At 60.6% G+C, this 12,792-nt stretch carries 9 protein-coding genes and 1 pseudogene; 2 read left to right on the forward strand and 8 right to left on the reverse strand.

The genetic code is table 11. From position 1 onward, the window contains the following. Positions 1-18: 18 nt before the first annotated feature. The gene (locus SMD27_RS11940; protein ID WP_320508588.1) at positions 19-1,689 is read right to left on the reverse strand and encodes an ABC transporter substrate-binding protein; all 1,671 of its coding nucleotides are present in this window, start codon (positions 1,687-1,689) and stop codon (positions 19-21) included. Between the two features lie 259 nt (positions 1,690-1,948). Beyond that, entirely contained in the window at positions 1,949-2,956 is a 1,008-nt protein-coding gene (locus SMD27_RS11945; RefSeq protein WP_320508589.1) for a GlxA family transcriptional regulator, read from the reverse strand. 352 nt (positions 2,957-3,308) lie between these two features. Here SMD27_RS11945 and SMD27_RS11950 point away from each other — a divergent pair, with 352 nt between their 5' ends. Together SMD27_RS11950 and SMD27_RS24155 are read left to right on the forward strand one after the other, a co-directional pair. Further along, positions 3,309-3,662 carry a hypothetical protein gene (locus SMD27_RS11950; protein WP_320508590.1) on the forward strand — a complete coding sequence of 118 codons (354 nt, stop codon included), beginning with the start codon at positions 3,309-3,311 and terminating at the stop codon, positions 3,660-3,662. A gap of 12 nt (positions 3,663-3,674) precedes the next feature. Next, positions 3,675-3,923, forward strand: a pseudogene (locus SMD27_RS24155) (alpha-ketoglutarate-dependent dioxygenase AlkB); the annotation flags it as partial. 73 nt (positions 3,924-3,996) lie between these two features. Here SMD27_RS24155 and SMD27_RS11955 read toward each other — a convergent pair. The 6 genes from SMD27_RS11955 to thiC all read right to left on the reverse strand — a co-directional run bounded on the left by SMD27_RS11955 (position 3,997) and on the right by thiC (position 12,755). Then, positions 3,997-7,977 (reverse strand): autotransporter domain-containing protein, encoded by a 3,981-nt coding sequence (locus SMD27_RS11955; RefSeq protein ID WP_320508591.1) that lies wholly within the window; start codon positions 7,975-7,977, stop codon positions 3,997-3,999. A gap of 352 nt (positions 7,978-8,329) precedes the next feature. After that, positions 8,330-8,935 carry a thiamine phosphate synthase gene (locus SMD27_RS11960; RefSeq protein WP_320508592.1) on the reverse strand — a complete coding sequence of 202 codons (606 nt, stop codon included), beginning with the start codon at positions 8,933-8,935 and terminating at the stop codon, positions 8,330-8,332. After that, positions 8,932-9,705 (reverse strand): thiazole synthase, encoded by a 774-nt coding sequence (locus SMD27_RS11965; protein ID WP_452094329.1) that lies wholly within the window; start codon positions 9,703-9,705, stop codon positions 8,932-8,934. The genes SMD27_RS11960 and SMD27_RS11965 overlap by 4 nt, the downstream gene beginning before the upstream one ends. Before the next feature lie 2 nt (positions 9,706-9,707). After that, the gene (gene thiS, locus SMD27_RS11970; RefSeq protein WP_320508593.1) at positions 9,708-9,905 is read right to left on the reverse strand and encodes a sulfur carrier protein ThiS; all 198 of its coding nucleotides are present in this window, start codon (positions 9,903-9,905) and stop codon (positions 9,708-9,710) included. Then, a complete protein-coding gene (thiO, locus tag SMD27_RS11975) occupies positions 9,883-10,914 on the reverse strand; it encodes a glycine oxidase ThiO (protein WP_320508594.1) in 1,032 nt (343 codons plus the stop codon). The genes thiS and thiO overlap by 23 nt, the downstream gene beginning before the upstream one ends. Next, positions 10,911-12,755 (reverse strand): phosphomethylpyrimidine synthase ThiC, encoded by a 1,845-nt coding sequence (gene thiC / locus SMD27_RS11980; protein WP_320508595.1) that lies wholly within the window; start codon positions 12,753-12,755, stop codon positions 10,911-10,913. The genes thiO and thiC overlap by 4 nt, the downstream gene beginning before the upstream one ends. Positions 12,756-12,792: the final 37 nt, after the last annotated feature.

A 12,792-nucleotide genomic window follows, 5' to 3' on the forward strand; every position in this document is an offset into this window, starting at 1 on the left:
AGGGGAAAGCTCGAGTCCTTACACCTGAACGATCGCGTATTGATGAGCAAAGATGTATTGAGACGGATGCAGCTCGAAGCCCTTCACCTTTTTATCCATGACGGTGGAGAAGATGCGCCAGAAGGGCTGCACGATCGGTCCATCATCCTGCATGATGGCTTCGATCTTCGCCATTACCACGCTGCGTTGTTTCGGATCGAGGATGCCCTCGGCTTCGGTCAGCAGTTTGTCAAATTCCGGGTTCGAGTAATTTGACTCGTTCCACGCGGCATTCGAACGATAGGCGAGCGACAGCGTCATCACCGCCAGCGGCCGGTGACCCCAGGCCGTCAGACTGAATGGCGCTTTGGTCCAGACTTCCCAGTATTGGGCGCTGGGCAATGATTTGATATTGACCTTAACGCCGATATCATTGAATTGCTCAGCCAGCACTTGGGCAGTATTGAGCTCCCAGATAGGATCCGGCCGGGTCACCATATCGGTCTCAAAGCCATCGGGGAAACCGGCATCGGCCAGCAGCTTCTTCGCTTTTTCTATATCCCGCGGATATTTGGGTAGAGTCGCATATTCCGGGTGCGAAGGTGCCACGTGGTGATCCTCGGCAGGCGTCCCGGCTCCAAGGAGAGACGTCTGAATCACCTTTTCGCGGTCGATGGCGAAGCGCATTGCCTGGCGGACACGCTTATCCTTGAAGAGATCATTGTCGGGATGCATCCGGGCAACGATCGTCTGCGTCGTCTCCACCTCGTAGACAGCGACATGGGGAAAGTTCTTCATGGAGTTGATCTGAACGGCATCCGCCTCGGAGAGGCCGTCGACTTGCTTCGAGGCAACCGCCGCGATACCGGCGCCAGGATTGTCGCCAAGATCGACGAATTCGAAGGTGTCGAGATAGGGTCCGGTGCCCCAATAGTCAGTCCGTGCCTTGTATTTCGCATTCTTGCCGACGGTGAACTCCGTCATTTCGAAGGGCCCGGTTCCGTTGGCGCCTGGGCCAAATGAACCCTTCTCCTCTGGATCGAGGATGAACATCGGATAATGGAAGAGATGCTCTGGGACGGCGATCTGGGCCGACGAGCAGTTCAGTCGGACGGTATAGTCATCAACCTTTTCGATCGCCTTATCCGACCACAACCGGCTCGATTTCTTAGCATTACCGGCGCTATCTTTTTCGCCGGTATCATATTCCTCGACCAGATAGCCCGTGAAGAGGCCCAGCATTGAGGAGCCAATCGCCGGATCGCAGACCCGCTTTAAGTTCCAGACCACATCGTCAGCGGTCAGCGGCTTTCCCTTATGCCATTTCACATTCTTGCGAACATGTAATGTCCAAGTCTTGAGGTCGTCGCTGGCTTCCCACTTCTCAAGAAGATAGGGATGCGTGATGTTATTGCGATCTGTGAATGTCAGGTATTCGCAGACCTGGCGAATGACATTTGAGCGCTCGGCGAAATCCGCGAGGTGGGGATCCTTGATCTCCATGCAACGCATGCCGATGCGCAGATTGCCGCCCTTTGGCATGTCATCTGCCTTGGCGCCCGCCGGCATTGCTATACCGGCGATCGAATAGGCGGCAGTAGCAGATAGGCCGAGCAGCGTGGCGAAGCGCAAAAACTCACGGCGCGCAAGCTTGTCGTTCTTGAAGTCTTCTACCAGCGCCGGGATTTTTGGATGTGGATACTCTTCCATAGAATGACCTCCCAGGTCTTTGTCTGGCCGTTGGTTTGCTTCCAGAAGCCCGTTATCGATCTGACTTTTTGCTGTGCGCACGGCCTCCCCAAAAGCCGCGGCAGGTCAAAAGCTACGGTGGCATGGCGAAGTATGTAACTCATCAATCCGACATCCAATGTGCGCCGTGCGACATCAGATTCTCGACGCTGATCGACCTTATAAAGAGGGCTTGGCGGTCTAGATTCGGACGCGGATGCGGCGTCGCTAGGGCACTGAGTTAAGCCAGCGACATGCGGCTGCGTGTATCGGCCTTGCGCGTTTCAGCGGGCGTTTCGCCAAAGTGCTGTTTGTAGAAGCGGCTGAAATGGGACGGCGATTCGTAGCCACAGGCTTCTGCGATCTCAGAAACGGAAAGGTCGGTGTCCAACAAAAGCTCCTTTGCACGGAGCATCCGTAGTTCAAGATAGAAACGCGAAGGCGTCTTATTCAAATTATCCCGAAAAAGGCGTTCGAGCTGCCGCGGAGAGAGTTTGACGCTATCGGCGAGCTCCGAAATTTCGACGGGCGCAGAGAGACTGCTTTCCATGCGGCGGATAACGAAACCCAATTTCGCATTGCGGATCCCAAACCGCTGCTCCGGTTGCATGCGCTGCGCGTCATCATGGCGTCGTATGCGCGGATGGTTGAATTGATCCGAGATTTGTGATGCCAGGTCCCGCTCTTCGATTGCCGATATCAGATAAAGCATCATGTCGAGGGTGGCCGTGCCTCCGGACGACGTCAGAAACCTGCCGTCGACGGTAAAAATGTCGTCGGTCGCGAGGCACTTGGGAAATTCTTTACGAAAGCTGGCCAGCGATTCCCAGTGCACGGCACATCTTTTACCATTCAAGAGGCCCGCCTTGGCTAAGTAAAAGGCACCGGTACTTACCGCGCCGAGAACACAGCCTTCCGCAAAGATCTTCCGCAGCCAGGCGAATAATCCAGAACTATAGCTCCTTCGGTAATTGATGCCAGCACACACGATGACGACGTCAAAGCGCCCAGTCTCGCCCACTTGTGCGGTCGTCTGCAGTGCTAGTCCGCTACTTGACCTTGCTTCTTTCCCGTCAATCGAAATAAGTCGCCACTCGAACACATTGCGTTTGGCGAGGCGATTGCCCTGGCGCAGGGAATCGAGAGCCGTCGAAAAGGTCATCAATGGAAAATCGGGGATAAGCACAAAACCGATCTTGATCGGTCGCTCAGCCCCGGAAAGTTGGGCGATTGAAAACGACTCTGCCATCCTTGCCTGCCACGAATTGAGGCACTTTTCCTCCGTGCTCCCGCAGTATAACCACGATGGTTAGTCGATTTGGTAGGAAAGAAAATCGGGGTGTAAATTCTCCGCAGTTCTCCATCTTTCGCCATTATTACGGCTCAGGTGAGCCCGCCCTGGGGCTACCCACCCCAGCGTTCATGCCCCAACAACCCGGCGTAACCCGGCAGCCTTTGCCGGCCGAGCGTTCTTTATCTGTCCAGCCATGTTGATGTGGATCGCATTCGCCTAAATTGCAGTTTTTGGAGGTGGCTGCGCGTCTGCCAGGCGATCGAAGACTTGCTTGGGCCCTAACCCACTCAGCATTGAAAAGTAGCTCATGAGCGTCATTGCCCGTCCCATCACCAGCCGGCGGCTCCGCTTATCGCAGCCGGATCCGTTCGGTGACACGGCGGCAGCACCGGAAGGCTTCATCTACCGTGACGACGTTATCTCAGCGGACGAAGAAGCGGCGCTGATCCAAGAGATCCAGCGGCTTCCCTTCAAGCCCTTCGAATTCCAAGGCTATCTCGGAAAACGGCAGATCGTCTCCTTCGGCTGGAAATACGATTTTGATCGCAAGACGCTACGCAGCAACAGCCCGTTGCCGGACTTTCTGATGTCGCTGCGGGCGACGGCGGCCGCGTTTGCAAGCCTAGCGCCTGAGGATCTGCAGCAGATACTCATCAATTAATATGATGCCGGTGCCGGTGTGGGCTGGCACCGCGACAAGGGCATGTTCTCGGACGTGGTCGGCATCTCGCTGTCATCGCCAGCAACGTTCCGCTTCCGTCGCGAGCGCGGCGAAGATTGGCAACGGATCTCGCATGTACTTCAACCGCGCTCCGCATATCTGATGCGCGGCCCGGCGAGGTGGAGCTGGCAGCACAGCGTGCCGCCCGTCAGCCAGTTGCGCTACTCGGTAACATTCCGGAACTTCGTTGCGGATCCATGAGGGCGCAAAGAACTGCGGACCTCATTCCCTTCATGGGAGGTTGAGTTGGGGTGAAGCACAACGCGCTGATACCTCAGAATTTCCAGGTGAGGTTGGCATTGAAGGTGTGGTTGTAGCTGTCCTTCGCCGCCTGGCCGTCATAGCCGATGCCGAGCGAGAAATTACGATCGACGGTGAGATCGATCCCTGCTTCAGCAATGAGCGCATCGCGTGCAATCGGCAGGCCCCGCGGCTGGAAGCTATCACTGCCTTCAAAGCGGACACTCGTGCTCGGCGTCACATTGCCCAGCATGTGCTGCCAGCCGAGACCACCCCGCAGATTGAGCGACATCGAGTCAAACCGCGCCACTTCGCCATTGATGCGCAGGCCGAGCAGGCTGTAGGGCATGTCCTCCTGGCTGCTCTTGCCTTCCAAGGCCGCCGCCCCGCCCTTTTCCTTGAAGCTGTCGCTCCACAGATGCGTGTAGCCAAAGCCGCCATAGGGCTCGATCACGGTGTTTCCAACCGCGATTGGATAGCCGGCTTCGGCGAAGGCTTGCAGCAGATGCGCGTCGTAATTGGATTTCAAGTTCTCATCGACGGCGCCAAAAGCGACATCGCGCTTGGCCTTCACATGATTCCAGCTATAGCCGAGCCCGCCGCGCAAGGCGATCGGTCCGACCTGGCCGCTGCCATAGGCACCGATGTGAATGCTGTTGATATCGTCGTTGCTATCGGCCTGATCGACCCAGCTATGGCTGTAGCCGCCCAAGGCACCGACGCGCCAGTCCTCGCCGACCGCGACGTCGGCACCGATCACCTGGCCGGCCGTGACGCGATCTAGCGCCTCGGCATTACCGTCGCTATCGTCATGGCCCCAGCCGCCCAGGCTCTGCATCCAGAACTGGATGCCGTCGGAGTTGCCATTCTCCAATGGCATGTCGCTGGCCGTGTTCTGGTCATTGGCCGCCGCCAACTGGCCATCGAGCACATCGCTGCCGACGCGCGCCGCATTCACCTGCGTCTGAGCCTGCCGATTGGCCGACATCTCACGCAGCCGGCCCATCATCATATTGGCGAGCGCCCGGTTGTTGTTCAGCACGGCGTTCTGCGCATTGGCATGGGCATCGCCCGCCAATTGCTGGAACGCAGGCCGCGCGCCCGCCGCATCGAGGTTGAGTACCCCGTCATAGAGCGTGTTCCCCGCCCCCAGGCTCTCCACCGCCTGTGCCGCCTCCTGCTGGTTATGCGACGCCGCCAAGCTGGCGAAGCTGGTGACATTGCGCGTCAGCGTCAGGAACACTTTGTTGGGATCGGTGGCGAAATCGAGCGTGCCGTCCAGGAAAGCGAGATTGGTCACAACCGTGCTGTCGAACGTGCCGTCGATCGCGTTATCTGATGACAGGATGGCGTAGGTCGTCAATGCCCCATATCTGCCACTGCCCGCCAGCACCGAGACCTGAGCGCCATTAAGATGCGCCACCCCGGTCACCGTCAGCTCATCGCCGCTACCATCGGCATCGACCCGCGCCTGGAAGGTTGAGCCGGTCGCCATAATCAGATCGCCGCCGATCGTGCCAAGGCCGCCGACAGCCGCACCGCTCGAGACAGTCACGCCCGAACTCACCGAGCCATTGAGTCCCAAGGCGCCCTCATCGACGGTGGTGCCGCCGGTAAAGGTGTTGGTGCCGTTCAGCGTCAGCATGCCGGCGCCGTCCTTGATCAAACCGCCCGCCCCCGCGGTCACTTCCGCGATATCGCCACTCAAGGTCATGTCATGGCCGTTGGTGTCGACCGTCCCCACGGTGTTCAGGGAAACGGCATTGCCGAGGGTGACGTCATCATTCGCCTGCAAGCCGCCGCCATTGATGGTGACCGCGCCAGTGCCCAATGCGGCATTGTTGCCCACCGCCACGGTGCCCGCATTGACCGTGGTGCCGCCGGTATAGGTGTTGGTGCCGTTCAGCGTCAGCATGCCGGCGCCGGCCTTGACCAAGGCAGTACTGCCCACGGTCCCGGTCTCAGAGATATCGCCTGAGAGGGTCACGTCATGACCGTGGGTGTCGATCGTTCCTGCCGTCCCGCCCTCTAGCGTCACGTTATTGACGAGGGTCATGGCGGCATCGGTCCGCAAGGTGGTATCGGTCAAAATGAGCTTACCGATGCCCAGCGCCATGCCATTGGTGATCGCCAGGGTTCCCGATCCTGCGATGATGCTGCCGCTGAAGGCGCTGTTGACCCCGCTCAGTGTCAACGTGTTCGCGCCGATCGAAACAATCGCGCCAGTGCCGGAGATCGTGCCGGCAAAGGTGGTATCGGTGGTACCCTGGACGAGCAATCCGGTATCAGCTCCGGTCATCAGCTTGCTGCCCGCAACGCCGCTGAGATCGCCCATCAACACGATCTGTGCATTCGTGAGATCGAAAACGGCGCTGGCGCCCACCAGATCGACATTCCCCATCGTCGCAAGGATGTTGCCACTGGCATCTATCCCGAGCGTTCCTTTCTCGATTGTCGTCTGGCCGGTATAACTGATGTTGCCGCCCAAAGTCAGGGAGCCGGCGCCGTCCTTGATCAAACCGCCTGCCCCCGCGGTCACTTCCGCGATATCGCCACTCAAGGTCATGTCATGGCCGTTGGTGTCGACCGTCCCCACGGTGTTCAGGGAAACGGCATTGCCGAGGGTGACGTCATCATTCGCCTGCAAGCCCCCGCCATTGATGGTGACCGCGCCAGTACCCAGTGCGGCATTGTTGCCGACCGCCACGGTGCCCGCATTGACCGTTGTGCCGCCGGTATAGGTGTTGGTGCCGTTCAGCGTCAGCATGCCGGCGCCGGCTTTGATGATACCGACGCTGTTGCCGCCGCCCGACCCGGCTTCGTCGGCGATGATATCGTTCACCGTTTGGGTGTCGCCGGCATCTGGTGCATAGGTAAGCGAGGCATTCGTTCCCTGCAGGAAGATGCCTGAACCGAAAGCCGAGCCGGCGGTGCCATTCGCGCTGGAATTAAACGTGGTGCCGCCGCTGCCGCCCGCAACGCTGCCGCCGTCGATGGTCAGCGAGCCCTTGATGACGATGCTGCCGCCGTCTTGGACAAAGATCGCGCCGCCTATGCCGCCGCCGCCGCCGCCGCCCTGGCCGCCATTGCCGCCACCGAAACCGGCGCTAGCGCCGAGGCCGGCGGCACTCCCGCCGCCGCCGCCGCCGAAACCGCCATTGCCGCCGCTGCCGCAGGCCGAACCGCCGCCGCCGCCGCCGAAACCACCCGCACCGCCCGTATTTACAGGGCTGCAAGAATTACTGTCGCCGCCGCCGCCGCCGCCGAAGCCACCGTCGCCACCCGGTGCCACCGCGCTCGCACTCGAGCCGCCGCCGCCGCTATAGTCTCCGCCGGCACCGCCGGCCGCTCCCGAGCCCTGGACGGAGCCCGCACCGCCTGCCGGTCCCCCGCCATCGCCGCCTTTGCCCGGCGAACCTGCCACGCCTTGCCCCCCATCTGCGAACACGCCGCCGCCGCCGCCGCCGTTAGAGCCGGAGCCATCGCCGCCATCGCCGCCCATGCCACCGCCACCGCCGTTGTCAGGACCGCCTGGCAGGACATTATCGCCACCCGCACCGCCCTGTGCGCTATTGGAGTCAAGTGACACATCATCCAGTGTCACGGCTGCGCCATTGCGCACGAAAATGGCGCCGCCGGCTCCCATGCCACCGCCGGCGCCGCCACCGCCGTGGTTGCCGCCGCCATCGCCACCTTTCGCCAGTGCGTTCTTCACGGCGAGATTGCTAATCGCCACATTGCCGCCGCCGATGAAGAAGCCGCGGTAAGTCGCGTTCCCATCGATCGAATGACTATTGCCATTGATGGTAAGGTCTTTATCGATCACCGGCAGATTGTCGGTCAGCGTGATATCGCCGGTCACATTGATCGTGTCACCGGCATTCGCATTGCTGATGCAATTGGTGAGCTCGCTGCCATTGCTGGCATCGCAGGAAGCCGCTTCGGCTGACGAGGCCGGATAACCTGCCGTCAGCAAGGTCAGAAAGGAAATCGCCAGCGGCGAGGCCGCTATCATCAATCGCTGCCGCCGGCTGCCATTCGCAGACACGGTTCCCCTGGCTCTTCCGCCCACCATCTTTTCCCCCAATTCGGGCAAATCAAAGCGGGGGGCATGGCGGCGCGGCGCATGTGAATGCATGCAGCCCGGCAGTCGCACGACTCAAGGCGCGTCTTCTGCAGAACCCCCAAATTTCAGCAGACGCTGCCCAAAGCCCGTAGCATCAAAGTGCTTAATAAACAAGGAATCCAAACCGGCATGATGGGTTTATCATCGTTCGGAAGCGGAGAATTTTCCTTTCCCTTCATTGGTGCAATAAGGCGACAAGAAAAGAAACATGGTTAATGGCGTCACCGGCACGGTTCGGCAGCTATCGCCAAGGCGCCGTCGCTTCCAACCATTCGCGTGTGCGCGCTTCCGGATCGGCATTGCAGATGATATCGGTCACCACCGCCGCGCTATCGGCGCCATGTCTGAACACGCCAGCAAGCCGCTCCGGATTGAGGCCGCCTATGGCCACCAACGGCCGTGGCCCGACGCACTGCTTCCATTCGGCGAGGCGCTCAAGCCCTTGCGGCTCCCATCTCATTTTCTTCAAGATAGTCTGATAGACCGGACCGAGCGCCACGTAGTCCGGATTAGCGTCCAGCGCGGTCGCAAGTTCGCTATGGTCGTGCGTGCTGAGACCCAGCCTTAGACCCGCCCGTCGGATAGCGGAGAGATCGGCTTCAGCGAGATCTTCCTGCCCTAGATGCACGAAATCGCATCCTTCCTCGATTGCCAGTTGCCAATAGTCGTTGATGACGAGCGTGCAGCCGGCGCTGGCGCAAATCGACTTAGCTCTGCTGATTTCGGCCCGCAGCGCAATCTCCTCCATATCTTTGATGCGGAGCTGCACGAGCTTCACGCCGAGCGGCACCAACCGCGCGATCCATTCGGCGCTGTCGACGATGAGGTAAAACGGGTCAAGTTTCACTGGAACACGGCCTTGCCGATAATGGGGGTCGAGGGAACCGCCATGTCGCGCGGCTCCAGCATGCCGGCGCGGAAGGCTTGGCGGCCCGCCTCGATGGCGAGAGCGAAAGCATGGGCCATGGCGGCGGGATCCCCGGCTGCGGCGACGGCAGTGTTGAGCAGAACGGCGTCAAAACCCAGTTCCATGACAACCGCAGCATGTGACGGACGGCCGATGCCGGCATCCACGATCAGCGGAATCTCCGGGAAATTGGCGCGCAGGGCGCGCAGGGCGGACTGATTGACCGGCCCCATCGCGGAACCGATCGGCGCGCACCAAGGCATCAGCACACGGCACCCGGCTTCCAGCAGCTTTTCGGCAACGACGAGGTCGTCAGTCGTATAGGGAAAGACCTGAAAACCTTCACCGGACAATATGCGCGCGGCCTCGATCAGCGCAAAAACGTCCGGCTGGAGCGTGTCGTGATGGCCGATCACTTCCAGCTTGATCCAGTCGGTACGGAAGACCTCGCGCGCCATCTTGGCCGTCAGCACCGCCTCGGAGATGCTGTGGCAGCCGGCGGTGTTTGGCAGGACGCTTACGCCAAGCTCCTGGATCATTTCGAAGAACGCGCCGCCCGACCTGCCGCCGGCCGTCTCACGGCGGAGTGAGACCGTCACAATTTCCGTCCGTGACTTCCGCACCGCTTCCGCCAGAGCGGCGGGCGAAGGATAGCGCGCCGTACCAAGCAAAAGGCGCGAGGCAAATTCGGTTCCATAGAGCGACAGCACGTTCAGCCTCCCTGCATGGGAGACAGGATTTCAATGCGGTCCCGTTCCGCGAGGGTGCGCTTGATGCGATCCTCGCTGTGCACCAGTTCGCCATTCACCGCGGTGGCCAACCACCGGCCCCGATAGTCGAGTAGCGATAGCAACTCATGCAACGTCGTGGCGGCGACTTCCCGCTCCTCACCATTGACGATGAACTTCATCGAAGGGCTCTCCTTTGATTCTACGGTATTGGTCGCGTCTTCCAGCCTCCCTCGCCAGTTCCGCCGCAGCTTCGGCTGCCATGGCTGGAGCGAGCAGGAAGCCATGCCGGTAAAGGCCGTTGACGCGGATCGCATCGGCACTGACGATCACACGGGGAAAATTGTCTGCAAAGGCGGGGCGGATGCCGGTTCCCGTCTCCACGAGCCGCGCCTCCCCAAAGGCTGGATGCAGCGCATAGGCGGCATTGAGCAATTCCATCACCGAACGGACGGTCATGGGCCCGCCCACCTCGCTTTCGATCATGGTCGCCCCGATCATGAAGCGGCCAGCCGCGCGCGGCACGACATAGAGCGGATGGCGCGGATGTAGCAGCCGCACGGGCCGCGACAGGACGATCTCCGTGCTGTGCAGGTAGAGCATCTCACCCCGCACGCCGCGCAACCCCTGCATCCTGCCGATCGCACCATCTCCTATGCAGTCAACCACTCGATCGAAGCTTCCGTCTGCAGGCGCAACGTCGCTCCTGCCCAGCCGGAAACGGACGCCCCGATCGGCCAACCTCGTTTGGAGGCCGGTCAACGCCTCTCGGGGATCCAGATGCGCCTCACCAGGAAAGAACAAGCCACGGCAGAAACGGCCGGCAAGTGCAGGCTCCAGCCGGGCGATACCCTCTTCGTCCAGCCATATCGCCCCGCCCATGGTGCGGTCGGCGAAGCGGGCCAACTCACCGACGTCACGCGGCGGTGCAACCACCAGCGTGCCGTTGCGTCGGACATGGCCGGGCAATGCGGCTTCCCACCAATCCGCGGCGGAGCGGCCGAGATCGAACACCGCCTGTTCGGCGCTTTCGCGCTCGCACCAGGGTGCCAGCATCCCACCGGCGAACCAGGATGCACTGCCCTCAATCGACGGACGACGATCGGTGACGGTAATCGCCATGCCTCGTGAGACCAGTTCGAAGGCAACGGCCAGGCCTGCCACGCCTGCACCCCTGACGAGGACGTTCACCGCCGTGTCGCAACGCTTGCAACTTCGATCGGCATGTAGAGGTCGCCACCTTCGCGGAACTTCTCGGCCATAGCGGCCATACCCTCTTTCTGCGTCTGGGCGCGGATGTCGTGCGATATGCGCATGGAGCAGAATTTCGGCCCGCACATGGAGCAGAAATGCGCCACCTTGTGCGCCTCCTTTGGCAGCGTTTCATCGTGTAAGGACCGCGCCGTCTCAGGATCAAGCGAAAGGTTGAACTGGTCCTCCCAGCGGAACTCGAAGCGGGCGCGGCTAAGCGCATCGTCCCTGATCTTCGCCGCTGGATGGCCCTTGGCGAGATCGGCAGCATGGGCGGCGATCTTGTAGGTGATGACACCTGTTTTCACATCGTCGCGGTCGGGCAGGCCCAGATGCTCCTTCGGTGTGACGTAGCAGAGCATTGCCGTGCCGAACCAGCCGATCATGGCGGCGCCAATGCCGCTGGTGATGTGGTCGTACCCTGGCGCAATGTCTGTCGTCAGTGGTCCGAGCGTATAGAACGGCGCCTCACCGCAGACGGCGAGCTGCTTGTCCATGTTTTGCTTGATCTTGTGCATCGGCACATGGCCGGGGCCTTCGATCATCACCTGACAGTCCTTTGCCCAGGCGATTTTTGTCAGTTCGCCCAAGGTCTCCAGCTCGGCGAATTGCGCGGCGTCATTGGCGTCGGCGACGGAGCCCGGCCGCAATCCGTCCCCCAGTGAGAAAGAGACGTCATAGGCGCGGCAAATGTCGCAGATTTCCTCGAAATGCTGGTAGAGAAAGCTCTCTTTATGATGATACAGACACCACTTGGCCATGATCGAGCCGCCACGCGAGACGATGCCGGTGACGCGGTTGACGGTAAGCGGGATGTAATGCAACCGCACGCCTGCGTGGATGGTGAAATAATCCACGCCTTGCTCAGCCTGCTCGATCAGTGTGTCGCGATACACCTCCCATGTCAGATCCTCAGCAATGCCTTTGACCTTTTCCAGTGCCTGGTAGAGTGGCACCGTGCCGATGGGCACCGGCGAATTGCGGACGATCCACTCGCGGATGTTATGGATGTTGCGGCCGGTGGAAAGGTCCATGACCGTATCTGCGCCCCAGCGGGTCGCCCAGACCATCTTATCCACCTCCTCGGCCATGGAGGAGCTGACGGCGGAATTGCCGATATTGGCGTTGATCTTGACGAGGAAGTTGCGGCCGATCGCCATCGGCTCGCTCTCTGGATGGTTGATGTTGGCCGGGATAATCGCTCGTCCGCGGGCAACCTCGTCGCGCACGAATTCCGGCGTAACGAAATCGGGTATCGCCGCGCCGAAGCTTTCTCCGTCGCGCGCCATCGTGTTGCGCATTTGCTCCCGGCCGAGATTCTCGCGAATGGCGACGAATTCCATTTCCGGCGTGATTATGCCCGCTTTTGCATAGACAAGCTGGGTCACTGCCTTCCCGTCCCGCGCCTTCAAGGGGCGGTGGCGCAGCGGAAACTCCGGCGTCAGTTGCTCGCCGGCGACAAAACCGTTGTCCGCCGGTTTGACATGGCGCCCGTCATAGGCCGTCACATCGTCGCGCGCTTCGATCCAGGAGGCTCGAACACGTGGCAGCCCTTTTTCTATCTGCGTCTCACTTGCCGTATCCGTGTAGGGACCGGAAGAATCGTAAACTGTCACAGGTTGCTCGCCAGCGGTTGGATGTACCGCTATCTCCCGCATAGGAACGCGTATATCAGGATGAAGAAAGCCGGACCTGAAGACTTTGGTCGAGGCGGGCAGCGGCCCCGTGGTGACAGCAGGTCTGGTCGGTGGGTTGGCCTTGGTGGCCTGAATGAACGTCATGATCGAGGCTCCTCGCTTTGCAAGCAATGGAGACCCA

Origin of the sequence: Dongia soli (genome assembly GCF_034044715.1) — a bacterium.
In the GTDB taxonomy this organism is placed as follows: Bacteria; Pseudomonadota; Alphaproteobacteria; order Dongiales; family Dongiaceae; genus Dongia_B; species Dongia_B soli.

Excerpts from the sequence above, each read along its gene's own strand:
- SMD27_RS11955 (WP_320508591.1), bottom strand. The coding sequence starts at position 7,977 with ATGATAGCGGCCTCGCCGCTGGCGATTTCCTTTCTGACCTTGCTGACG.
- SMD27_RS11945 (WP_320508589.1), bottom strand. The coding sequence starts at position 2,956 with ATGGCAGAGTCGTTTTCAATCGCCCAACTTTCCGGGGCTGAGCGACCG.
- SMD27_RS11940 (WP_320508588.1), bottom strand. The coding sequence starts at position 1,689 with ATGGAAGAGTATCCACATCCAAAAATCCCGGCGCTGGTAGAAGACTTC.
- thiS (WP_320508593.1), bottom strand. The coding sequence starts at position 9,905 with ATGAAGTTCATCGTCAATGGTGAGGAGCGGGAAGTCGCCGCCACGACG.
- SMD27_RS11950 (WP_320508590.1), top strand. The coding sequence starts at position 3,309 with ATGAGCGTCATTGCCCGTCCCATCACCAGCCGGCGGCTCCGCTTATCG.
- thiC (WP_320508595.1), bottom strand. The coding sequence starts at position 12,755 with ATGACGTTCATTCAGGCCACCAAGGCCAACCCACCGACCAGACCTGCT.